Source organism: Streptomyces sp. NPDC050743, assembly GCF_044456925.1.
Lineage (GTDB): Bacteria > Actinomycetota > Actinomycetes > Streptomycetales > Streptomycetaceae > Streptomyces.
Map to the genome: position 1 here is coordinate 1 of NZ_JBITGJ010000017.1, position 21,172 is coordinate 21,172.

Consider the following 21,172-nt stretch of genomic DNA (forward strand, 5'->3'; position numbering starts at 1 on the left):
GAACAGCCGGCCGAACGGAGCAAGCACGCCACCCCGGCCTGCTGGCCCCGCACGGACATCGGGTGGGCATCACCTCATTACGTGATGACTCTTAGGGGCGCGCCGATCAGTCGAGCACGACGATTTCGGCCGCGTCGAACTCCACGCCGACCCCGTCCCCGACCTCGGGCGCCTCCCGCAGCGCGCAGGCCGCCTCCAGGCGCGGCCCGTCCGCGGGCCGGAGGTGGACGGCCACATGGGTGCCCTTGAAGGTGCGCGCGGTCACCGTGCACGGCAGGCCGGCGTCGGCCGCCAGGAGCCGCACCCCGGCGGGCCGGACCAGGAGCGTGCGGCTGCCCTGCGGGGAGCCGTCGGGGACCGGCAGCTTGCCCCAGGCGCTGTCGGCGGCCGTACCGGCGACGGTCACCGGGACCACGTTGTCGAAGCCGAGGAAGCGGGCCACGAACGCGTCGGCGGGCCGCTGCCACACCTCGAGGGGCGTGCCCGACTGGGCGATCCGCCCGTCCCGCATCACCACGACCCGGTCGGCCAGCGCGAACGCCTCGCCCTGGTCGTGGGTGACGGCGAGCACGGTCGTACCCAACCGGCCGAAAAGTTCCCGGAGTTCGACCACCAGGCGTTCGCGCAGGGAACGGTCGAGCTGGCCGAGCGGCTCGTCGAGCATGAGCAGCCGGGGCCGGGGTGCCAGCGCCCGGGCGAGGGCCACGCGCTGCTGCTCGCCGCCGGACAGGGAGGCCACGGCCCGCCGGGCGGCCCCGGGCAGGCCGACCAGGTCCAGCAACTGCCCGACCTCGCCCTCCCGTTCGGCCTTGGCGACGCCGTGCATGCGCAGTCCGAACGCCACGTTCGCGCCGACGTCCCGCTGCGGGAAGAGCTGGTGGTCCTGGAACATCAGGCCGACGCCCCGCCGGTGCGCGGGCACGCCCGCCTGGTCGCGGCCGTCGAGCAGCACCCGCCCGGCGGAGAGGGGCTGGAGCCCGGCGACCGCCCGCAGCAGGGTCGACTTCCCGCTGCCGCTGGGGCCCAGCACACACACCACCTCGTGCTCGGCGACGTCGAGATCGACCGCGTCGAGCACGGCCCGCCCGCCGAGGCGCACGGTCGCGGTATCGAGGCTCAGCAGCATCTAGAACTCCCCCGTCCGGTCGGTGCGCAGCCGCTCCAGGAGCAGCAGCGCGGCGGCGCACACCACCATCAGAATCGTCGAAAGGGCCATTGCCTGGCCGTAGTTGAGGTCTCCGGGGCGGCTGAGCAGACGGGCCACGGCGACCGGGAGCGTCGGGTTGTCGGGCCGGGCGATGAACACGGTCGCCCCGAACTCGCCGAGCGAAACGGCGAAGGCGAACCCGGCCGCGACCAGCAGCGCCCGCCGCACCATCGGCAGATCCACCTCCCGCCACACTCGCCAGGGCGAGGCCCCGAGCACGGCGGCGGCCTCCCGGAGGCGTACGTCCACCGCGCGCAGCACGGGCAGCATGGTCCGCACGACGAAGGGGGCGCCGACCAGCGCCTGCGCGAGCGGGACGAGGATCCAGGACTGCCGGAGGTCCAGCGGCGGCTTGTCGAGGGCGATCAGGAAGCCGAAGCCGACGGTCACGGCGGAGACGCCGAGCGGCAGCATCAGCAGCGCGTCGAAGCCCCGGACCAGTCGTCCGGCGTCCCGGCGGGCCAGCGCGGCGGCCGCGAGAGCCCCTACACACACGGCGATGGCGGTGGCGGCGACGGCGTACTGCAGCGAGGTCCACACCGCGTGCACGGGCGCCACCAGGAACGTACCGCCGTCGGAGTTGGTCAGCGCCCGGTAGTAGCCGAGGCCCGGCGCGTCCAGGGAGCGGCGGACCAGGACGGCGAGGGGCAGGACGAGAAGCAGCGCGACGGTGACGAGGACGCCGGCGAGCAGGGCCCACTGCCCGGCGCCGCGCGGGCGGTGGGCGGTCGTCCTCGGGTCGACGAGCCGCAGGGCGGTCTCCCGGCGCCGTACCGTCCAGGCGTGCACGGCGAGGATCGTGCCGACCGCGACGAACTGGACGAGGGTGAGGACGGCGGCCGTGGAGAGGTCGAAGACCTCGGACGTCTGCCGGTAGATCTCCACTTCGAGGGTGGAGAAGGTGGGGCCGCCGAGGATCTGCACGATGCCGAAGGAGGTGAAGGTGAACAGGAACACCATCAGCGCGGCGGCGGCCACGGCGGGCGCGAGCGCCGGCAGGGTGACCTTCCGCCAGGCGCCGAGCGCAGACGCGCCCAGCATCCGGGCGGCCTCCTCCTGCCGGGGATCGAGCTGGGACCACAGCCCGCCCACGGTCCGTACGACGACCGCGTAGTTGAAGAAGATGTGGGCCAGCAGGATCGCCCACACCGTGGTGTCCAGCCGTACGCCCCACAGGTCGTCGAGCAGCCCGCCGTGCCCGACGAGGGCGAGGAACGCGCTGCCGGCGACGACGGTCGGCAGCACGAACGGGACGGTGACGACGGCCCGCAGCACCTGCCTGCCCGGGAAGTCGAGACGGGCGAAGACGTACGCGGCGGGCAGCGCGAGCAGCAGGGTGAGCCCGGTGGAGGCGAGCGCCTGCCAGGTGGTGAACCACAGCACGTGCCGGATGTCCGGCTGCGTGACGACGTCCGCGATCCGCCCCAACTGCCAGGCGCCGTCGGCCTTCAGGCCGCGCGCGACGATCGCGGCCACGGGCCAGGCGAAGAACAGCGCGAAGAACGCGACGGGCAGGGCCATCAGCCCGAACCGTGCCGCGCTCCCGCGCCGGTCCCTCGTGCGAGGGGCTACTTCAGTACGAGCGAGGTCCACGACTTGACCCACTGGTCACGGTTGGCGGCGATCTTGCCGGGTGCCATGGTCTCGGGGTGCTCGGCGGCCTTGCCGTACTCGGTGAACTCGGCGGGAACCTTCGCGCCCTCGACCACCGGGTAGACGAACATGTTCAGCGGCATGTCCTCCTGGAACTCCTTGGAGACCAGGAAGTCGATGAACGCCTTGGCGCCCTTGGGGTTCTTGGCATTGCTCAGCAGCCCGGCGAACTCGATCTGCCGGAAGCAGGTGCCGTACGACACCCCGGTCGGGGCGGTGCTGGGCCGCTTCTTGGCGTAGATGACCTCGGCGGGCGGGGAGGAGGCGTACGACACGACGAGCGGCCGGTCGCCGCCGGCCTTCCTGCCCTCCGACGAACCCGAGAACTCCTGGTAGTACGCCTGCTCCCAGCCGTCGACGACCTTCACGCCGTTGGCCTTGAGCTTCTTCCAGTAGTCCTGCCAGCCGTCGTCCCCGAACTGCGCGGCGCTGCCGACCAGGAAGCCGAGGCCCGGCGAGGAGGTGGCGGCGTTCTCCGTGACGAGGAGGTTCTTGTACGCGGGCTTGGCGAGGTCGGCGAAGGACTGCGGCGGGGTCAGCTTGTGCTTGCTGAAGTAGGCCTTGTCGTAGTTGACGCAGATGTCGCCGTAGTCGACGGGCGTGACCCGGTGCTTGTCCTGGTCCAGCTGGTAGGCGGCGCCGGTCTTGTCGAGGCCCTTGGCGGTGTACGGCTGGAAGAGGCCGTTGTCGAGGGCGCGGGACAGCAGGGTGTTGTCGACGCCGAAGAAGACGTCGCCCTGTGGGTTGTCCTTGGTCAGGATCGCCTTGTTGACGGCCTGCCCGGCGTCGCCGTCCTTGAGGACGTGGACCTTGTACCCGGTCTTCTTCTCGAAGTCCCGGAGCACGTTCTTGGACACGGCCCACGAGTCGTGGCTGACGAGGGTCACGGTCTTGGAGTCCGCGGACGACTTGGCGTCCGTCGATCCGCACGCGGACAGGCCGATCAGGCCGAGCCCGACCGCCACGGCCACGAAGGTCTTGTTGTGCACTGGATGTCCTCCTGGGGGTTGGCCAGGAAGAGACGCGGCCCTGCCCCGGCCTCGTGTGGAAAGGACCCGGGCAGGGCGCAACAGCTTGAGTGATGACCGAACTTCCTACCCAGAATGACCTGGGCGAGGTTCAGAGGGTCTGCGGCCCTGTCCGCCGCACTCTCAGCGCTGTGGCGCTCCCCTGTCGGAATATGAAGATGTGTGGACCCGGTCAGATTACCGCTCGGTGGCCGCGAGCTGACCACAGGCTCCGTCGATCTCCTGGCCACGGGTGTCCCGGATGGTGACGGGCACACCGTGCGCGGCGATGGCCTCCACGAACGCCTTCTCGTCCTCGGGCCGCGAGGCGGTCCACTTCGACCCCGGCGTCGGGTTCAGCGGAATGAGGTTGACGTGCACGGGCTTGCCCTTGAGCAGCCGCCCGAGCCTGTCCCCCCGCCACGCCTGGTCGTTGATGTCCCGGATGAGCGCGTACTCGATCGACAGCCGGCGCCCGCTCTTCTCGACGTACTCGAACCCGGCGTCCAGCACCTCGCGCACCTTCCAGCGCGTGTTCACGGGGACGAGGGTGTCGCGCAGTTCGTCGTCGGGGGCGTGCAGGGAGATCGCGAGCCGGCACTTGAAGCCCTCGTCGGCGAACCGGTGGATGGCCGGCACGAGCCCGACGGTGGAGACGGTGATACCGCGCTGGGACAGCCCGAGCCCGTCGGGAGCCGGGTCGGTGAGCGCCCGGATGGCGTTGACCACCCGCTTGTAGTTGGCGAGCGGCTCGCCCATGCCCATGAAGACGATGTTGGAGAGCCGAGCAGGCCCGCCGGGCACCTCGCCGTCCCTCAGCGCCCGCATTCCGTCGACGATCTGGTGCACGATCTCCGCGGTGGACAGGTTCCGGTCGAGCCCCGCCTGCCCGGTCGCACAGAACGGGCAGTTCATCCCACACCCCGCCTGTGAGCTGATGCACATGGTGACCCGGTCCGGGTACCGCATCAGCACGGACTCCACGAGGGTCCCGTCGAACAGCCGCCACAGCGTCTTGCGGGTGGTCCCCTGGTCGGTCGACAGATGCCGCACGACGGTCATCAGCTCGGGAAACAGCGCTTCCTGGAGCTTGGCACGCGATCCGGCGGGGATGTCGGTCCACTGCTCCGGGTCGTGCGCGTACCGCGCGAAGTAGTGCTGCGAGAGCTGCTTGGCACGGAACGGCTTCTCCCCGACCTCGGCCACCGCGTCCTTGCGCTCGGCGGGCGTGAGATCGGCAAGGTGCCGCGGCGGCTTCTGAGCTCCGCGCGGGGCGACGAAAGTGAGTTCTCCGGGCTTAGGCATGGCGTTACCAGTGTCGCAGATCCAATTGGGTGACCTGCGGCTGCCGGTCGCTACGACTGTCGTTGGCAGACGTCCTCGGTCGCTGCCGAGCGACCTCGGACGGCCCGGAGACGGCCCGGCCGGGATCACTCGTCGGCTGCCGGCCACTCATCGAGCCGGACCTTGACCTGGTGATTGTGGGCGGCATGACAGATGACCTCCCCACCGACGAAGACCCCGAGGGCTGGGAGGCCCATCCCGAGCGGCATGGCCGTGATCTCCGCCAGCGCTATGGCGTTCGGCACGCCGTCTACACGTATGAAGACCCCGAAGCGTTGGCGACCGCTGACCTCGCCGGTGATCCGGGTTCCCACGGGCAGGGCCGCGACGGTTGCCGCCCAGTTCGACCGGACCGCGTCAGCGGTCGGCACTTCAGGGCCCGTGGGCAAGGCGTACTCATCCATTGCGATCCCGGATCAGGCGCCGAACAGCGCGGCAGCGAAGTAGATCAGCAGGTAGGCCGCCGTGGCGATCGTCACGGGCACCCCGAGGAACAGCCAGGCCAGCACGTGAAGAGTTTTGACCCACGGGCCTTTCCGGCCGATCGCGCGCTCGGGTCTGGCGGGGTCGTACGTGATCTCGATCCGGTCCGGGTCGCGGCTCACGATCCTGCCGTCGCCACGGTATTCATGCGCCGCCCCGGTCACGTCGGTGAAGGCGTACACCCGGGTGCCCGGGCTGTCGTCCGTCGACCCGTACTCGAAATCCACGTACGTACCGACAACGGTTATGCCACGACGCCGCAGTACCCACCACACCACCAATGCGTTCCACGTGCCGTGAGCCACCGCGCACCCCGCCAAAAACGCCGCGAAGGCCGCAGCCCACACCCTCATGAGCTCCCCGTGCCCCCGCAGGCCGGGCAACACCAGCCCGAGAACGAAGACTCCGGCGAACACCCCGCCGACTGCCCGCTCACGCGGCGACCAGCGCCGCTCCTTGACCACCGGCGGGCTGGCCGACGTCTTTACCAGTACCGCGCCGTCGAAGCGCCGCTCCGCCTCGTCCCGCTCGGGAATGGCCGAGTTGACGACATGCGCAAAAGCCGCGACGGCCTCGGCGCTGCTGGATCGGATCGCGTACACCGCCGCCGCATCAGCCTGGGCGGAGTCCGAGGTCAGCACGATCTCGGCAGTCCGCTGTCTCGCCCCGCTGACACGAACTGTCTCGACCGCCCTCAGCGGAATCGTTGACCGGATCCCCGACCGGTCCAGCAGAACGGCATTCTTCGTCAAGCGCGCGACCCCTCGTCTGCCGTGCAGCACCAACTCAGGCAGAGCCCCCTCGTTGCTCACAGCCGCGACTATGGCAGGGCCCGGGCGCGAGCGCAGCCCCTTCTGCTCCGGCTTGATGCGGGTGCGTGCGGAGCGTGTGGTCCCACAGGGAGGTGTGGACCGCGCTGGCATCAGCCGCGGCTACAGCCCTGTCACGGATCGGAGCTCTGTCCGGTCCATTACTCAAAAGACACAAATCTGGCCGAATTGATCTCGGCAGGACCCGGTCGAGGACGTCCACGTCCTGCCGACCTACGCGAGAACGACAGCCGCCTAAGTGAGGACGACAACTCGATGACCAGCACGGACAAGGTGACGCTTGGTAAGCGATCCAACACGCGCGAGGTATCCGATTCGGCGGTCGAATGGGACCTGGAAGGTCTCCAGGACCCCACGCAACTGATCGTCAGTGAACTGGTCACCAACGCCGTCCGCCACAGCACAGGCCCGATCGGACTGCGTCTGATCCAGCACCAAGCCCTGACCTGCGAAGTGTTCGACGCTGACGTCAGCTGTCCGCGCCTGCGTCACCCACGCCCCACCGACGAGAACGGCCGCGGCCTCTTCCTGGTCTCCCAACTGTCAGCCAGATGGGGCACCCGCCCGGTGTCGGAGGGCAAGGTTGTCTGGGCCGAGATAGACCTGGACTCCGCGCCCTCACACGCACGGGCCCCCGGCACACTTCCCACGCGCAAGGAGTGACCGGGCCATCCGCCTCCGCCGCGAGCATCGGGCATCGAGACGGACCGAGGTCGGCGTAGCGGCTTTGGGTGGCGCTGCGAGCGGGGCGGAGACATGAGCGCGGGGGCCGCCCGCGCCCGCCCGGAGGAGCCGTGGGCACGGGACGGTCGCCGTTGCTGCGAGCCGTGAAGTTCTGTCGGGGAACGGTCGGGTTTCCTGATCGGCCCTTGTCCGGCTCCCTGCCCTGACGTACCCACGATGCCATGAACCTTTTCGGCCGCAACTCCTTCCACCGGCGCGCACAGCAGTCCGCCGCGCCCGTGGCGACCGCCGTCCCGGCGGCCGGTGCCACCGCCACCGCCGTTCTGCCCGATCCCGAGCTGGCGGGCCTCACCGGCGAGTGGCTGATCGATCCCGCGCACAGCAGGATCGGGTTCTCCGTGCGGCACGCGATGGTGACGACGGTGCGGGGCGCGTTCACCGAGTACGAGAGCCGTCTGTACTTCGACGGCCGTGAGCCGACCCGCTCCCGGGCCGACATCGTGCTGTACACGGCCAGCGTCGACACGGGTGTCGAGCAGCGCGACGCGCATGTGATCGGCCGGCAGTTCCTGGACGCCGGGGCGCACCCACGGATGACCTTCACGAGCACGTCCGTGCAGCTGGCGGGACAGGACGTCTACCGCATGACCGGCGACCTCACGATCAAGGACACCACCCGCCCCGTCGACCTGGAGCTCACCTACATCGGTCACGTCATCGACGCGTTCGGTGACGAGCGGGTCGGCTTCGACGGCACCACCACCATCAACCGCTCCGACTGGGGGCTGACCTACGACGCGCGGCTGGCGAAGGGCGGAGCCATGGTGAGCGAGAAGGTCCGCCTCCAGTTCGACATCGCCGCCATCCGGGCCACCTGAGGCCGTGAGCCTCTTCCAGCCCGGGCCTCCTGGCCGACAGCCCGGGCCTCCTAGCCGGCGGCGTGCTCCAGCCGCTCCTTGAGCAGCCGCTCGTTCTCCGGGAGTTCCCTGCGGACCTGGGGGCGTACGACGAGAGGGATCAGCACCCTGCCGATGCCGTGGCCCTCGAAGTCCAGGTCCATGGTCACGCGGGTACGGCCGTCGGGGAGCGGGACGACCTCGCCGTGGACCCGGCCCCGGACCGGACCGTCGATGCCCTGCATGCTCCAGGAGCGAGGCGGTTCGAACTCGGTGACCCGCATGGTCAGCGGGACGTCGCGGCGGCCGACGTGACGGGTGATCCGGAGCCGGGAGCCGAGTCCGAAGGGGCTGTCGTCGAGCTGCTCGACGGACACCGCGCTCTTCTGCCACTCCGGCAGGTGGGACGGGTCGCTGAGGTACGCCCACACTTCACCGGGCCTCCGGTCGACGTCGAACTCTTCATGGAAGGCGGACATCCCGGCCTCCTTTCCGGAAGAGGGCTCATCTCCAGATCGTCCCACCCGAACGGCCGTACGACCAACGTCGACGGGCCCCCGTCCTGCGCGCAGGACGGGGGCCCGGAAGCCGTACGACACGAGGCTCACGCGGAGCCGGACGCGTGGCTCACGCGGAGCCGACGAAGATCACCAGCAGGAGCCAGACCACCGGGGCCGTCGGGAGGAGCGAGTCGAGGCGGTCCATGATGCCTCCGTGGCCGGGGAGCAGGGTGCCCATGTCCTTGATGCCCAGGTCACGCTTGATCATGGATTCGCCGAGGTCGCCCAGCGTGGCGCTGGCGGCGACCGCGAGGCCCAGCAGCAGGCCCTGCCACCAGGTGCCGTCGTCGATCAGGAACTGCATGCACAGCGCGCCCGCGACCATCGCGAACAGCACCGCGCCCACCAGGCCCTCGCGGGTCTTGCCGGGGCTGATGCGCGGGGCCAGCTTGTGCTTGCCGAACCGCCAGCCGACCGCGTAGGCGCCGGTGTCGCTGACCACCGTCAGGAGGAGGAAGGTGAGGACCCGCCAGGGGCCGTCGGACGCGGTCAGCATCATCGCCACGAACGTGGCCAGGAACGGCACGTAGAACGCCGCGAACACGCCCGCCGTGACGTCCTTGAGATAGCCCTCCGGCGACTCCGTCATGCGCCAGACCAGGGCGGCCAGGGCGGTCAGCGCCATGGCGACCCAGGCGCCCTCGGCGCCGCGGACGTACCCCGCGACCACCATCGCCGCGCCGCCCACCGCGAGCGGCACCAGCGGCGCCTTGATGTCCTTGCGCTCTCGCAGCCTGCTGGTCAGCTCCCACAGGCCGACGACGACCGCGACCGCGATCACCCCGACGAAGACGGCCTTCTTGACGAACAGGGAGGCGACGATCACCACACCGAGCCCGACCCCGACGCCTATGGCCGCGCTCAGGTCACGGCCCGCGCTCTTCTTCTGCGGCGCTGGGGCCGGCTGGTGGGCGTCGGGCATGGGCTCCGGATTCTGGTTCTCGGCCGGGAGGGCGCGGGCCTGCGGGGGCTCGGGGCGGAACTCGTCGTGGAATTCCTGGAACAAGGGGCCGCTCCGGCGAGCGGCCCCCCGGTCGCCGTCCTGGGCCCCGCCGTAGGCGTCTGCGCCGTACGCGGGGTCCTCGGGCACGATGGGCATGGGGCGGGTCTGCTGCGCCTCAGGCGCATCGTACGCGGGACCTGCCGGCCCGGACCCCGGGACAGGCTGGGCCGGCCCGCCCTCGGCGGGCCCCCAGTACCCGGCCTGGCCCGCTGCGGGCGGCGCCCCCCAGGAAGAGTCGCTCATCAGACTTCGAGCAGCTCCGCTTCCTTGTGCTTCAGGAGCTCGTCCACCTGGGCGACGTACTTCGCCGTGGTGTCGTCCAGCTCCTTCTCCGCACGGCGGCCCTCGTCCTCGCCGACCTCGCCGTCCTTGATCAGCTTGTCGATGGCGTCCTTGGCCTTGCGGCGCACGGACCGGATGGAGACCTTCGCGTCCTCACCCTTGCCCTTGGCGACCTTGATGTACTCGCGGCGGCGCTCCTCGGTCAGCTCGGGGAACACCACACGGATGATGTTGCCGTCGTTGCTGGGGTTGACGCCCAGGTCGGAGTCGCGGATGGCCTGCTCGATGTTGCGCAGCGCGCTCTTGTCGAACGGGGTCACGACCGCCATGCGCGGCTCCGGCACGGAGAACGAGGCCAGCTGGTTGATCGGCGTCGGGGCACCGTAGTAGTCGGCGACGATCTTGTTGAACATCGCCGGGTGCGCACGGCCGGTACGGATCGCGGCGAAGTCCTCCTTGGCGACCACGACGGCCTTCTCCATCTTCTCCTCGGCCTCGAGGAGGGTCTCTTCGATCACCACTTGCTCCTGCGTGTCTTGAGTAAGGCCCGGCTGCGGTTCCTTAGGCGGGCGGCGGCCGGCTGCGTCGCGTCTTCTTCCTGCACGGTTCCCGACCGGCAGGACATTGTCCATCCCCCGGCCAGGGTCAGGCCCCCTCAGGGGGTCGCGCACCACCGGCCGGGTTGATGCCGGGTCAGTCCTGGCTGCCCTGGTCACCCACCAGCGTGCCGATCTTCTCACCCTTGACGGCACGGGCGATATTGCCCTCCGCGAGGAGCTCGAAGACGAGGATCGGGAGCTTGTTGTCGCGGCACAGCGTGATGGCGGTGGCGTCGGCCACCTTGAGGTCGCGGGTGATGACCTCGCCGTAGCCGAGGGCGTCGAACTTGACGGCGTCCGGGTTGGTCTTGGGGTCGGAGTCGTAGACCCCGTCCACGCCGTTCTTGCCCATCAGCAGCGCCTCGGCGTCGATCTCCAGGGCGCGCTGGGCGGCGGTGGTGTCGGTGGAGAAGTACGGCATGCCCATACCGGCGCCGAAGATGACCACGCGGCCCTTCTCCAGGTGGCGCACGGCGCGCAGCGGGATGTACGGCTCGGCGACCTGGCCCATGGTGATGGCGGTCTGCACCCGGCTGTCGATGCCCTCCTTCTCCAGGAAGTCCTGGAGGGCGAGGCAGTTCATCACGGTGCCGAGCATGCCCATGTAGTCGGAGCGGGCGCGGTCCATGCCGCGCTGCTGGAGTTCGGCGCCGCGGAAGAAGTTGCCGCCGCCGATGACGACCGCGACCTGCGCGCCGTCACGGACGACGGCCGCGATCTCCCGGGCGATCTTGTGCACCACGTCCGGGTCCACGCCCAGGCCCCCGCCACCGGAGAACGCCTCTCCGGACAGCTTCAGCAGAAACCGGCCGCGTACTTTGCCGTCGTCGCTCTTCTGGGCCTTGGTGGTCATGGGAGATCCCGCCTCTTTCACGTGTTGCACATACGAAGAAGGCCATTGCCGGTGGGGTCGCTTTTCGCTCCCATACGCGGCAATGGCCTCCTCGTCAGATCTGCTGCCGTCCGCCCCACCCCGGGGTGTGGCGGTGTGCGCGGACGACTGCTGTCGACCCTACCGAGAATTTCCCGCGGGTCGCGCGTCGATCGCGGAACGGACTCAGATGCCGACCTTGATGCGCGAGAAGCGCTTCAGGGTGACACCGGCCTCGTCCAGCACCTTCTGGACCGACTTCTTGTTGTCGAGCGCGTACGGCTGGCCGAGCAGCGTGGCGTCCTTGAAGAAGCCGTTGAGACGACCCTCGACGATCTTGGCGATCGCGGCCTCGGGCTTGCCCTCGGCGCGGGTGGTCTCCTCGGCGATGCGGCGCTCGGACTCGACGACGTCGGCCGGCACGTCCTCCTTGGAGAGGTACTTCGGCGCGAAGGCGGCGATGTGCTGGGCGACGCCCTTGGCGACCTCGGCGTTCGGCTTGTCGAGCTCGACCAGGACACCGATCTGCGGGGGCAGGTCGGGCATGGTGCGGTGCATGTAGGCGAGCACGAAGCCGTCGGCGAACTGCGCGAAGCGGTCCAGGACGATCTTCTCGCCGAGGTTGGCGTTGGCCTCGTCCACGAACGCCTGGACGGTCTTGCCGGGCTCGATCTCGGAGGCGAGCAGGGCCTCGATGTCGGCCGGCTTCGTCTTGGCGACGTGCTCGGCGATGGCCTTGGCCACGGCCTGGAACTTCTCGCCCTTGGCGACGAAGTCCGTCTCGCACTTCAGCTCGACCAGGACACCGGAGGAGTTGTCGTCGGCGATGATGGAGACCACGGCGCCGTTCTCGGCGGAGCGGCCCTCGCGCTTGGCGACGCCCTTCTGGCCCTTGATGCGCAGCGCCTCGACGGCCTTGTCGACGTTGCCCTCGGCCTCGTCCAGCGCCTTCTTGCAGTCCATCATGCCGGCGCCGGTGAGCTCACGGAGCTTCTTGACGTCGGCGGCGGTGTAGTTCGCCATGAGTCTGTGAGTCTTTCTCGAAGTCTGGAAGATCTTCAGGTCCGCACGGTTGCGTTCCACATGTAGCCGCGGAACGCGTACGTCGTGCCGACCTGCGGGTGAACAGCGGGGGCGGACTTCACCGCGCCGAAGGGGCTGCCGGATGCAGTGCCGCCCCCGCCGTCGAACGCTGACGGACCGGCGTCAGGCCTGCTCGCCCTCGGCGGTCTTCTCGCCCTCGGCCGGAGTGGCCTCGGCGGCCGGAGCCTCGGCGGCCGGAGCCTCGGCGGCCGGAGCCTCGTCCTTCTTCTCACCCTCGAGCAGGTCGCGCTCCCACTCGGCGAGCGGCTCGCCCGCGGCCTTCTCGCCCTTCTCGCCGGTGGCGACGCCGGAGCGGGCGATAAGGCCCTCGGCGACGGCGTCGGCGATCACGCGGGTGAGCAGGGTGACGGAGCGGATCGCGTCGTCGTTGCCCGGGATCTTGTAGTCGACCTCGTCGGGGTCGCAGTTGGTGTCGAGGATCGCGACGACCGGGATGTTCAGCTTCCGGGCCTCACCGACGGCGATGTGCTCCTTCTTGGTGTCCACGATCCAGACGGCGCTCGGCACCTTCTGCATCTCGCGGATACCGCCGAGGGTCTTCTCCAGCTTGGCCTTCTCGCGCGAGAGCACGAGAAGCTCCTTCTTGGTCAGACCGGACGCGGCGACGTCCTCGAAGTCGATCTGCTCGAGCTCCTTCAGGCGCTGCAGACGCTTGTAGACGGTCGAGAAGTTGGTGAGCATGCCGCCCAGCCAGCGCTGGTTGACGAAGGGCATGCCGACGCGGGTGGCCTGCTCGGCGATGGCCTCCTGCGCCTGCTTCTTGGTGCCGACGAACATGACCGTGCCGCCGTGGGCGACGGTCTCCTTGACGAACTCGTAGGCGCGGTCGATGTACGACAGCGACTGGAGCAGGTCGATGATGTAGATGCCGTTGCGCTCGGTGAAGATGAAGCGCTTCATCTTCGGGTTCCAGCGACGGGTCTGGTGACCGAAGTGGACGCCGCTCTCCAGCAGCTCCCGCATCGTGACGACGGCCATGGCCGTATCTCCTTGAGTTTCTCGGTTGTGCCGCGGGGGCCGGACGGCTCCCGCGCCTGACGCCCGCGACGCGCCTTGCCGCGAAGGACCGAGAGGCGCTGACACCGACCGTTTGACGGCCCGGTGTCGGGGCGTGCGAAGTCGACCCGGTGACCCGGATCGCCAGAAGAAGTGTACGGGACCGCCGGGGCACCGGGTGACGCGGCTGTCCCCAACCGGCGGGTTGTCCACAGTGTCCGGCCGTGATCGGCGGGGTGCGGGACGGTGGTCGCATGCGAGAAGCGATGCGATATGTCCTGCTGTCGGTGGGTCTGCTCCTCGGTCTATCCCTGGCCGCCGTGGTGCCCTGCCGGTCCTGGGCCAACTCCCCGCCGCCGGCCCCCTCACCGCCCCCTCGGGCCCCGGTCCCGCCCCTCGCGCGCGTCTGGCCGGTGGGCGTCCGGCCCCTGGTGTCACGGGGCTGGGAGCCACCGGCGACGGTGTACGGCCTCGGCCACCGGGGCGTGGACCTGGCGGCGCCGCCCGGCTCTCCGGTACGGGCGGTCGCCGCGGGCCGGGTGTTCTTCGCCGGGCGGGTGGCGGGGAGGGGGGTGGTCGCCGTGGAGCTGACGGGCACGGATCTTCGTACGACGTATGAGCCGGTGAGTGCGTTGGTGCGCAAGGGGGACGAGGTGACGGCGGGTGAGACGGTGGGCACGGTGGAGGCGACGGCCTCCCACTGCGCCACTTGGTGCGTCCACTGGGGTCTGCTCCGCGGAAAGACCTACCTGGACCCGCTGTCCTTGCTACCGCCGTGGCTCCTGCACAGGGGGCCACCGAGACTGCTGCCGGTGCTGGGGGTACCGCTGTCTTCGTAGTCGGCCGGCGAGCGGACCCCGCCCCGGCCCGGCGGAAGCCGACGTCAGCCCTTCACACCCCGCAACACCATGGCCACCGCGGCGTCCGTCACCACCGCGGCATCCTCGGCCGCACCCAGCTCGATACGGCGAACCGCCGCATCCACGACCCCCTGCAGCAACATCGCCGCCAGCCGAGGCTGCTCGTGCCCCATCTTCCCGAGCGCCTCGGCGATCATCGCGACGAGGCCGCCGTGCGCCGCCCGGATCTTCTCCCGCGCCCCGGCGTCCAGCTCACTGGCGGAGATGGCGACGACGGCCCGGTGCCGCCGGTCCCCGACCAGCGCCAGCTGCTGCCGCACATAAGCCTCGACCTTGCCCTCGGCGGACTCGGCCCGCTCCATCGCGGCGGCCACCTCCGCCGCCCACAGCGGGAAGTCGACCTCGCACAGCTCCTCGACCACGGCGGCCCGCGACCGGAAGTACTCGTACACGGACGACCGCGCCAGCCCGGTCCGCTCGGCCAGCGCGGGAAACGTCAGCGCTTCCGTCCCGCCCTCGGACAGCAACGACCGAGCCGCGTCCAGCAGGGCGGCTCGCTGCATCGACCGGTGCTCGGCCACGGAGGCCGCTCGAATCCTTGGCACGTCAACCACTTTACGGACGCCCCCACACGAACGGGAGCCGCTCACCGCCACGGCACGGACCGTGCCGTCGGCCTCAGCGCCCGAAGCTCGCCAGCTTGGCCCGCAGCTGCAGCACCGACTTGGTGTGGATCTGGCTGACCCGGCTCTCGGTGACCCCGAGGACGTTGCCGATCTCGGCGAGGGTGAGGCCCTCGTAGTAGTACAGCGTGACCACGGTCTTCTCCCGCTCGGGCAGCGTGTTGATCGCCCGCGCCAGGAAACGCCGCAGCTCACGGTCCTCGGCCACCTCCACCGGGTTGTCCGCGGCGGTGTCCTCCAGCGTGTCCATGAGGCTGAGCCGGTCCCCGCCCTCACTGCCGACGTGCAGCAGTTCCTCCAGCGCGACCACGTTGGCCAGCGACAACTGGCTGAACACGGCGTGGAGTTCGTCGACCTCCATGCCCAGCTCGGCGGCGACCTCGCCCTCGGTCGGGGTGCGCCGCAGCCGCGCCTCCAGGGTGGCGTAGGCCCGCTCCACGTTCCGCGCCTTCTGCCGTACCGATCGCGGGATCCAGTCCAGCGCCCGCAGTTCGTCGATCATCGCGCCGCGGATCCGGGTGATCGCGTACGTCTCGAACTTGATCTCCCGGTCGATGTCGAACTTCTCGATCGCGTCGATCAGCCCGAAGACGCCGGAGGAGACGAAGTCGGCCTGCTCGACGTTGGGCGGCAGGCCGACGCTCACCCGGCCCGCGACGTATTTCACGAGCGGCGAGTAGTGCAGGATCAGCTGCTCCCGCAGCCGGTCGTCCCCCGTCGCCTTGTACGACCGCCACAGCTCGTCGAGCGTCGAGGGAGCGGGCGGCCGCACGCTGCCACCGTCGCGGGCGGCTGGGGGGATAGCCGCCCGGTCGGACCCGGAGGTGTGCTGGGGCATTCGTCGCCTTGTGCCGTTCTGCCGTGAAGTGCTGTGAAGCGCTGCGAAGTGGGAGGGGATGGGGTTCGTGGGCCGATGTGGGCCGCCTGGGTGAGCTGTCGGTCTGGTGTCGAGTTGACGGGATCTGTGTCGGCGTCCTCGTGAGCGTAGCGTGACTGAGGTGTCGCGGTGTGCGAACAGTGAGGCTCCACCCGTGCGCGGGCGCTCCGGCCGGCGTCGCGCGCGGGTCCCGCGGCTCGCTCTGTGTGACCGGCCGGAGCGTCAACTCCGGGAAACCTCAAGGGCGTCGGTGGTTCCCCCGGACGGCCGAACACGCTCGGTCAGCACGGAGCCCGGCCGGTGCGGACCGACATCACCGCCTGGCGTGTCAACTTCCAGCCGTCGCCATGTCGTTCGACGTATCCAAGTGCTCGTAGTTCGTACAGTCTCGCGATCGCCTCGTCCCGGGTGGTCGGCGTGCCGAGCGCGATCTCCTCGACGGTGGCCGCGCGGTTGCCGGGCAGGGCGGCGAGAACGGCCCGGGCGGTGGGTTGCAGCAGGTCACGCGGGAGCACGGGACCCTTGCGGGGTGGGGCCAGCTCACCCATGGCACCCACGAGTTCGACGACTTCCGCGGCGTCGGTGACCAGGGCGGCCTCTCCGCGCAGCAGTTCGTGCACGCCCGAGGAGAGAGCGCTGGTGACGGGGCCGGGCACGCCCATGGTGAACCGTCCGAGGCGCCCCGCCGCCCGCGCGGTGGCCAGCGAGCCGCTGCGGCAGGCGGCCTCCACGACGACGGTGCCCCTGGTCAGGGCGGCGATGACACGGTTGCGGAGGATGAACCGGCTGGGCGTGGGATGGTCGCCCGGGGGCAGCTCGCCCACGACCAGTCCCTGTTCCGCGATCCGGCTGATCAGGGCGGCGTGGCCACGCGGGTACGGCCGGTCGACGCCGCAGGCCAGGACGGCGACGGTGGCTCCGCGGGCGGCGAGTGCGCCTCGGTGGGCGGCGCCGTCGATGCCATACGCGCCGCCCGACACCACCACCCAGCCGCGCTCGGCGAGGCCGCCGGCGAGGGTGGCGGCGACGTGGGTGCCGTACTCGGTGCAGGCCCGTGCGCCCACCACGGCGACGGACCGCAGCGCCCACATCCGCAGACTGGGCCGCCCGCGCACCCACAGCCCCAGCGGCCGGGCATCCCCGAGATCGTCGAGCTGCCCGGGCCACTCGGCATCCCCGGGCCCCACGAACCGCGCCCCGGCCCTGGCGGCCACCGCGAGATCCCGCTCCGGCTCGGCCCGCCGAGCCCGCGCGACCAGCCCGGACCACCGCGTCTCGCTCACCCCCGGCAAGACCGGCGCGCCCTCCCGCAGCCGCCGCACCACCTCCGCCACCCCGAACTGCCGGACCCACCGCCCGCCGGCCTCGTCTCCCGGCTCGATCACCCGGCAGAGAAAGACCCGCCCGAGCAGCTCGTCTGCGGGGTCCTCGCCCGTGGTCACGTCAGCGCCCCGATGGCCATCGGCACCCCGCGCGGCACACCGGTGCGCAGTTGCAGGGCCAGGGCGACGTCGGTGGCGTCCGGGCGGTCGTGCCCGACGAGGTCGGCGACGGTCCAGGCGACGCGCAGGACCCGGTCGATGCCGCGGGCGGTGAGCACACCCCGCTCCAGGTTGCGCTCGGCCTCGTCCATCGCGCCGGCGACGGGCTGGTAGCGGCTGCGCAGTTCGCGGCCCGGCACCTCGCTGTTGGTGCGCCAGGGCATTCCGGCGAGGCGGGCCGCCGTGCGCTCGCGGGCCTGCCGCACCCGCTCGGCCACGGTCGCCGTGGACTCGCCCCGGGCGCCCGGTTCGACGAGCTGGGCCCGGGTGACCGGATCGACCTCGACGCGCAGGTCCACCCGGTCCAGCAGCGGGCCGGAGAGCCGGGACTGGTAGCGGCGGATCGCCGACGGCGGGCACTCGCACAGGGAGTCGCGTTGCGAGAAGCGTCCGCAGGGGCAGGGGTTGGCCGCCAGCACCATGAGGAAGCGGGCCGGGAAGCGGACGACGCCCGCGCTGCGTGCGATCACGACATGGCCCGACTCCAGCGGCTGTCGCAGGGCGTCCAGGGTCTGGCTGTGGAACTCGGGCGCTTCGTCGAGGAACAACACACCTCGATGCGCCAGGGAGACCGCGCCGGGCCGGGCGACGCCGGGGCCTCCGCCGACGAGCGACTGCATCGTGGCCGAGTGGTGCGGGGCGCAGTAGGGAGCGACGTCGATGAGCGGCTTGCCGGGCGGCAGCAGCCCGGCCACCGAGTGCACCGCCGTGACCTCCAGCGACTCCTCCCTGGTGAGCCGGGGAAGGACGGCGGGCAGCCGCTCGGCGAGCATGGTCTTGCCCGCGCCGGGCGGCCCCTCGAGGAACAGGTGGTGCCCGCCGGCGGCGGCCACCTCCACGGCCGTACGGGCCGAGGTCTGGCCCACGACGTCGGCCAGGTCATGATCGTGTTCGTGCTGTGCGGCGCCGACACTGTGCATGCCGGTGGCCGCGCCCGTGCCCGGCACGCGCAGACCGGCCAGGAGGGGGTCGGGACGGCCCTGCTCGTCCGGTTCCTCCTCGGGGACGGGCTCCTCGGTGAGCACCGCGACGAGCTGGCGCAGACTGCGGACGCCGAGCACGGAGACGCCGGGGACCAGCGAGGCCTCGGCGGCCGCGCACTCGGGTACGACCACTTGCTCGTAGCCGGCGTCGGCCGCGGCGAGCACGGCCGGCAGGATCCCGCGGACCGGGCGGACCCGGCCGTCCAGGCCCAGCTCGCCGATCATGACGATGTCCGCGAGGACGCGCGGATCGATCCGCTCGGCGGCGCCGAGCACCGCACAGGCGACGGCCAGGTCGAAGCCGGACCCGGCTTTGGGCACCGGGGCCGGGCTGAGGCCGACGGTGAGCTTCTTCTGCGGCCACTCGCCGCCCGAGTTCACCACCGCCGCCCGGACCCGGTCCCTGCTCTCCGTCAGGCTCTTGTCCGGGAGGCCGACCAGGGTGAAGGCGGCGACTCCCGGTTCCAGGTCGGCCTGGACCTCGACCACCACTCCCTCGACGCCGACCAGGGCCACCGAGCAGGTGCGGGCGAATCCCATTCAGGCCACCCCCCGCGCGTGCTCGACGGACGGGGCGCCGCGGTGGGGCAGCAGGACGCCGATCAGGTCGATGCGGACGCCGCCCGGTGGTGCGCCTCCGTGGGCGTGGAGCCAGTGCTCGGCCAGCTCGCGCAGCCGGGCCGCCTTCTCGGGGGTCACCGCGGCCATGGGGTGTTCGTAGCCGCCGCCCCTGCGGGTCTTCACCTCGCAGACGACGAGCGCGTCACCGTCGCGCGCGATGATGTCGATCTCGCCGGAACGGCCGCAGCGCCAGTTGCGCTCCAGGATCGTCATTCCGGCCTCGGCGAGCCGCCGGGCGGCCAGGTCCTCGCCGTACTTGCCGAGGGCTTCTCGTGCGTTCATGTCGGCACCACCTCCGGCGCCAACCGTCACGCATCCCGCCCCCAGTTGTTGATCTTGGTGGACAACTCGGCGGTTGTGGAAAACCCCGTCACCCGCCTGGCAGCTCCAGGTCGCTCTTGTTCAGCTCCTCGATGTTCACGTCCTTGAACGTGAGCACCCGTACTTGCTTCACGAAGCGCGCCGGCCGGTACATGTCCCACACCCAGGCATCGGCCATCGACACCTCGAAAAACACCTCGCCCTGCACCGAGTGCACCTGCATCTCGTAGTCGTTGGTGAGGTAGAAACGGCGCTCGGTCTCGATCACGTATTTGAACAGACCGACGACATCTCGGTACTCCCGGTAGAGCTTCAGCTCCATCTCGGTCTCGTACTTCTCGAGGTCCTCGGCGCTCATGGCATGTTCCCCTTCAGCCGTGCGATCCCCCCATTGTGCGCCAGTCAGACGGACCCTCAGACGATTTCCGTATCGAGGGTCACAGGACTGGCCGGGGGACCTTCGTCGAGCAGCCTGCACAGCAGCTCGGCGAGTCTGGTCGGATACACCGTCTCATGTGCCCGGGTCAGTTCCTGACACGTCCACCAACGCGCCCCGGCGACACTGCGCCGCTCCAGCTCCGTCAGCCCCTGCGCCGCGGTGGCCGTCTGCGTCGTACGGGCCAGGTAGTACCACTCGTCCTGGTCCCAGCGGCGGCCCGCGAACGGGAAGGAGCACATGCGGCGCCACAGCACCGGGCCGAGTTCGACGTCGGTGATGCCGGTCTCCTCGGCGAGTTCCCTGAGCGCGGCCTCCTCGCGCGTCTCGGCGCCCTCCAGACCGCCGCCGGGAGTGAACCACCAGTCGTCGGCCGGATCGTCCGGCTCATGGCCGTGCAGGAGCAGGATGCGGTCCTCCGGGTCGAGGAGGACCACCCGGGCCACCTTGCGCAGCCCGCCCTCGTAGGAGTCCTCGCCGGTCCGCGTGGTCTCAGCGGACACCGGCCGCCTCCGGGCGGGCGCCGGCGCGCCTGCGGCCCATGCGCTTGGCGATCGGGCCGTAGGCGCCGCCGGCGAGCACCAGGACGGTGCCGGCGACGATCAGCAGCTCGATCGTGGGCAGTGGACCGGGCTGGGAGAGCGTGCCGAGGGTTTCGAAGCCGGTGGGGCGCTTCAGCGGGCCCTTCCAGGGCCAGACGACCGCGTCCACGCGGGCGGTCACGGCGTCGCGGGAGACCGTGCCCTTGGCCGCGTCGGTGAGGTGGGCCGTGGAGTCCAGGGAACCCTGGCGCTCGTCACCGAGCAGGAACAGACGTCCCTTGGGCACGGTCACCGTCGGGAAGTTCTTGATCTCGGCCAGGCTGCCCTTGGGCAGATAGGGCTCGTCGATCTGCTTGCCGTCGACGGTCAGCTTGCCGTTCGTGCAGCAGGAGACGGTGTCGCCGCCGACCGCGACCACGCGCTTGACCACCTTGGCACCCGTGACCCAGCTCTTGTCCTCGAAGACGACGACGTCGCCGCGCTTCAACTCGCTGCCGTCGACCTTCTGCGCCAGCACCCGGTCACCGGCGTCGATCGTAGGCGTCATGGAGGTGGTGGGTACGGTGTACGGGCGGTAGCTCACCGCCGCCCAGGCGAATCCGCCGAGGAACAGCACCAGACCCAGTGCCACGGCCACCGAGGACAGCCGCTCTCCGAGCCGGCTGCCGCCGGGCTGTGCCGTGCCTGTCCCGCCGCTGCGCGGGGCCGTACGCGTCGTGCTCTCGCCACCCATGGACCCGCACCCTACCCGGCAGTACCGGGCAGGGGCAGCCCCTGTTCCGCGACCGC

General features: G+C 70.7%; 23 protein-coding genes and 1 riboswitch. Of the genes, 3 read left to right on the top strand and 20 right to left on the bottom strand.

Annotated elements, in window-relative coordinates:
* Positions 1–106: 106 nt before the first annotated feature.
* The 6 genes from ACIBJF_RS18625 to ACIBJF_RS18650 form a co-directional block, all read right to left on the bottom strand.
* Positions 107–1,126: an ABC transporter ATP-binding protein gene (locus ACIBJF_RS18625; protein ID WP_399174860.1), complete on the bottom strand. Its 1,020-nt coding sequence runs from the start codon at positions 1,124–1,126 to the stop codon at positions 107–109.
* Entirely contained in the window at positions 1,127–2,728 is a 1,602-nt protein-coding gene (locus tag ACIBJF_RS18630; RefSeq protein ID WP_399174862.1) for an ABC transporter permease, read from the bottom strand.
* Positions 2,729–2,775: 47 nt separating this feature from the next.
* The gene (locus tag ACIBJF_RS18635; RefSeq protein WP_399174864.1) at positions 2,776–3,849 is read right to left on the bottom strand and encodes a thiamine ABC transporter substrate binding subunit; all 1,074 of its coding nucleotides are present in this window, start codon (positions 3,847–3,849) and stop codon (positions 2,776–2,778) included.
* Positions 3,850–3,933: 84 nt separating this feature from the next.
* Positions 3,934–4,042: riboswitch (TPP riboswitch) on the bottom strand.
* Between the two features lie 23 nt (positions 4,043–4,065).
* Positions 4,066–5,172 carry a 23S rRNA (adenine(2503)-C(2))-methyltransferase RlmN gene (gene rlmN / locus ACIBJF_RS18640; protein ID WP_351807163.1) on the bottom strand — a complete coding sequence of 369 codons (1,107 nt, stop codon included), beginning with the start codon at positions 5,170–5,172 and terminating at the stop codon, positions 4,066–4,068.
* A gap of 125 nt (positions 5,173–5,297) precedes the next feature.
* A complete protein-coding gene (locus ACIBJF_RS18645; RefSeq protein ID WP_399174866.1) occupies positions 5,298–5,615 on the bottom strand; it encodes a hypothetical protein in 318 nt (105 codons plus the stop codon).
* A gap of 12 nt (positions 5,616–5,627) precedes the next feature.
* Positions 5,628–6,506 (bottom strand): hypothetical protein, encoded by an 879-nt coding sequence (locus ACIBJF_RS18650; RefSeq protein WP_399174867.1) that lies wholly within the window; start codon positions 6,504–6,506, stop codon positions 5,628–5,630.
* Between the two features lie 273 nt (positions 6,507–6,779).
* On the opposite strand from ACIBJF_RS18650, the gene ACIBJF_RS18655 reads away from it, so the two are divergent.
* Both ACIBJF_RS18655 and ACIBJF_RS18660 read left to right on the top strand, forming a co-directional pair.
* Positions 6,780–7,187, top strand: coding sequence for an ATP-binding protein (locus ACIBJF_RS18655; protein WP_399174869.1), 408 nt, complete (start codon positions 6,780–6,782; stop codon positions 7,185–7,187).
* A gap of 242 nt (positions 7,188–7,429) precedes the next feature.
* Entirely contained in the window at positions 7,430–8,086 is a 657-nt protein-coding gene (locus ACIBJF_RS18660) for a YceI family protein (protein ID WP_399174871.1), read from the top strand.
* 50 nt (positions 8,087–8,136) lie between these two features.
* Here the strand turns inward: ACIBJF_RS18660 and ACIBJF_RS18665 are convergent, their stop codons facing one another.
* From ACIBJF_RS18665 to rpsB, 6 genes are all read right to left on the bottom strand, one after another.
* The gene (locus tag ACIBJF_RS18665) at positions 8,137–8,583 is read right to left on the bottom strand and encodes an SRPBCC family protein (RefSeq protein WP_399174873.1); all 447 of its coding nucleotides are present in this window, start codon (positions 8,581–8,583) and stop codon (positions 8,137–8,139) included.
* A 148-nt stretch (positions 8,584–8,731) separates the two neighbouring features.
* The gene (locus tag ACIBJF_RS18670) at positions 8,732–9,910 is read right to left on the bottom strand and encodes a phosphatidate cytidylyltransferase (RefSeq protein ID WP_399174875.1); all 1,179 of its coding nucleotides are present in this window, start codon (positions 9,908–9,910) and stop codon (positions 8,732–8,734) included.
* Positions 9,910–10,467: a ribosome recycling factor gene (gene frr, locus ACIBJF_RS18675; protein WP_014675285.1), complete on the bottom strand. Its 558-nt coding sequence runs from the start codon at positions 10,465–10,467 to the stop codon at positions 9,910–9,912. The genes ACIBJF_RS18670 and frr overlap by 1 nt, the downstream gene beginning before the upstream one ends.
* 175 nt (positions 10,468–10,642) lie before the next feature.
* Positions 10,643–11,401: a UMP kinase gene (gene pyrH, locus ACIBJF_RS18680; protein WP_399174877.1), complete on the bottom strand. Its 759-nt coding sequence runs from the start codon at positions 11,399–11,401 to the stop codon at positions 10,643–10,645.
* 204 nt (positions 11,402–11,605) lie between these two features.
* A complete protein-coding gene (tsf, locus tag ACIBJF_RS18685; RefSeq protein WP_399174879.1) occupies positions 11,606–12,442 on the bottom strand; it encodes a translation elongation factor Ts in 837 nt (278 codons plus the stop codon).
* Positions 12,443–12,625: 183 nt separating this feature from the next.
* Complete coding sequence (gene rpsB, locus ACIBJF_RS18690; protein WP_399174880.1) at positions 12,626–13,501, bottom strand: 30S ribosomal protein S2; 876 nt, start codon at positions 13,499–13,501, stop codon at positions 12,626–12,628.
* Between the two features lie 272 nt (positions 13,502–13,773).
* Here rpsB and ACIBJF_RS18695 point away from each other — a divergent pair, with 272 nt between their 5' ends.
* Entirely contained in the window at positions 13,774–14,358 is a 585-nt protein-coding gene (locus ACIBJF_RS18695; protein WP_399174882.1) for a murein hydrolase activator EnvC family protein, read from the top strand.
* Positions 14,359–14,402: 44 nt separating this feature from the next.
* On the opposite strand, the gene ACIBJF_RS18700 is transcribed toward ACIBJF_RS18695, so the two are convergent.
* From ACIBJF_RS18700 to lepB, 8 genes are all read right to left on the bottom strand, one after another.
* Positions 14,403–14,960, bottom strand: coding sequence for a TetR/AcrR family transcriptional regulator (locus tag ACIBJF_RS18700; RefSeq protein WP_399175034.1), 558 nt, complete (start codon positions 14,958–14,960; stop codon positions 14,403–14,405).
* A gap of 97 nt (positions 14,961–15,057) precedes the next feature.
* Positions 15,058–15,900 carry an RNA polymerase sigma factor WhiG gene (whiG, locus tag ACIBJF_RS18705; RefSeq protein WP_399174884.1) on the bottom strand — a complete coding sequence of 281 codons (843 nt, stop codon included), beginning with the start codon at positions 15,898–15,900 and terminating at the stop codon, positions 15,058–15,060.
* A 320-nt stretch (positions 15,901–16,220) separates the two neighbouring features.
* A complete protein-coding gene (gene dprA / locus ACIBJF_RS18710; protein ID WP_399174886.1) occupies positions 16,221–17,381 on the bottom strand; it encodes a DNA-processing protein DprA in 1,161 nt (386 codons plus the stop codon).
* Positions 17,378–19,003 carry a YifB family Mg chelatase-like AAA ATPase gene (locus tag ACIBJF_RS18715; protein ID WP_399174888.1) on the bottom strand — a complete coding sequence of 542 codons (1,626 nt, stop codon included), beginning with the start codon at positions 19,001–19,003 and terminating at the stop codon, positions 17,378–17,380. The genes dprA and ACIBJF_RS18715 overlap by 4 nt, the downstream gene beginning before the upstream one ends.
* Positions 19,004–19,366 carry a YraN family protein gene (locus tag ACIBJF_RS18720; RefSeq protein ID WP_351807176.1) on the bottom strand — a complete coding sequence of 121 codons (363 nt, stop codon included), beginning with the start codon at positions 19,364–19,366 and terminating at the stop codon, positions 19,004–19,006.
* Between the two features lie 88 nt (positions 19,367–19,454).
* Complete coding sequence (locus ACIBJF_RS18725; RefSeq protein WP_003965949.1) at positions 19,455–19,763, bottom strand: DUF2469 domain-containing protein; 309 nt, start codon at positions 19,761–19,763, stop codon at positions 19,455–19,457.
* Between the two features lie 56 nt (positions 19,764–19,819).
* Complete coding sequence (locus tag ACIBJF_RS18730) at positions 19,820–20,344, bottom strand: NUDIX hydrolase (protein ID WP_351807177.1); 525 nt, start codon at positions 20,342–20,344, stop codon at positions 19,820–19,822.
* Positions 20,334–21,116 carry a signal peptidase I gene (gene lepB / locus ACIBJF_RS18735; protein ID WP_399174890.1) on the bottom strand — a complete coding sequence of 261 codons (783 nt, stop codon included), beginning with the start codon at positions 21,114–21,116 and terminating at the stop codon, positions 20,334–20,336. The genes ACIBJF_RS18730 and lepB overlap by 11 nt, the downstream gene beginning before the upstream one ends.
* Positions 21,117–21,172 lie beyond the last annotated feature (56 nt).

What these genes read in the sequence shown, in the direction of transcription:
- ACIBJF_RS18695 (WP_399174882.1), top strand. Translation starts at nt 13,774, where the DNA reads ATGCGAGAAGCGATGCGATATGTCCTGCTGTCGGTGGGTCTGCTCCTC.
- ACIBJF_RS18645 (WP_399174866.1), bottom strand. Translation starts at nt 5,615, where the DNA reads ATGGATGAGTACGCCTTGCCCACGGGCCCTGAAGTGCCGACCGCTGAC.
- tsf (WP_399174879.1), bottom strand. Translation starts at nt 12,442, where the DNA reads ATGGCGAACTACACCGCCGCCGACGTCAAGAAGCTCCGTGAGCTCACC.
- ACIBJF_RS18725 (WP_003965949.1), bottom strand. Translation starts at nt 19,763, where the DNA reads ATGAGCGCCGAGGACCTCGAGAAGTACGAGACCGAGATGGAGCTGAAG.
- ACIBJF_RS18660 (WP_399174871.1), top strand. Translation starts at nt 7,430, where the DNA reads ATGAACCTTTTCGGCCGCAACTCCTTCCACCGGCGCGCACAGCAGTCC.
- whiG (WP_399174884.1), bottom strand. Translation starts at nt 15,900, where the DNA reads ATGCCCCAGCACACCTCCGGGTCCGACCGGGCGGCTATCCCCCCAGCC.
- ACIBJF_RS18720 (WP_351807176.1), bottom strand. Translation starts at nt 19,366, where the DNA reads ATGAACGCACGAGAAGCCCTCGGCAAGTACGGCGAGGACCTGGCCGCC.
- ACIBJF_RS18630 (WP_399174862.1), bottom strand. Translation starts at nt 2,728, where the DNA reads ATGGCCCTGCCCGTCGCGTTCTTCGCGCTGTTCTTCGCCTGGCCCGTG.
- ACIBJF_RS18665 (WP_399174873.1), bottom strand. Translation starts at nt 8,583, where the DNA reads ATGTCCGCCTTCCATGAAGAGTTCGACGTCGACCGGAGGCCCGGTGAA.
- ACIBJF_RS18715 (WP_399174888.1), bottom strand. Translation starts at nt 19,003, where the DNA reads ATGGGATTCGCCCGCACCTGCTCGGTGGCCCTGGTCGGCGTCGAGGGA.
- pyrH (WP_399174877.1), bottom strand. Translation starts at nt 11,401, where the DNA reads ATGACCACCAAGGCCCAGAAGAGCGACGACGGCAAAGTACGCGGCCGG.
- ACIBJF_RS18625 (WP_399174860.1), bottom strand. Translation starts at nt 1,126, where the DNA reads ATGCTGCTGAGCCTCGATACCGCGACCGTGCGCCTCGGCGGGCGGGCC.
- ACIBJF_RS18655 (WP_399174869.1), top strand. Translation starts at nt 6,780, where the DNA reads ATGACCAGCACGGACAAGGTGACGCTTGGTAAGCGATCCAACACGCGC.
- ACIBJF_RS18670 (WP_399174875.1), bottom strand. Translation starts at nt 9,910, where the DNA reads ATGAGCGACTCTTCCTGGGGGGCGCCGCCCGCAGCGGGCCAGGCCGGG.
- rlmN (WP_351807163.1), bottom strand. Translation starts at nt 5,172, where the DNA reads ATGCCTAAGCCCGGAGAACTCACTTTCGTCGCCCCGCGCGGAGCTCAG.
- lepB (WP_399174890.1), bottom strand. Translation starts at nt 21,116, where the DNA reads ATGGGTGGCGAGAGCACGACGCGTACGGCCCCGCGCAGCGGCGGGACA.
- rpsB (WP_399174880.1), bottom strand. Translation starts at nt 13,501, where the DNA reads ATGGCCGTCGTCACGATGCGGGAGCTGCTGGAGAGCGGCGTCCACTTC.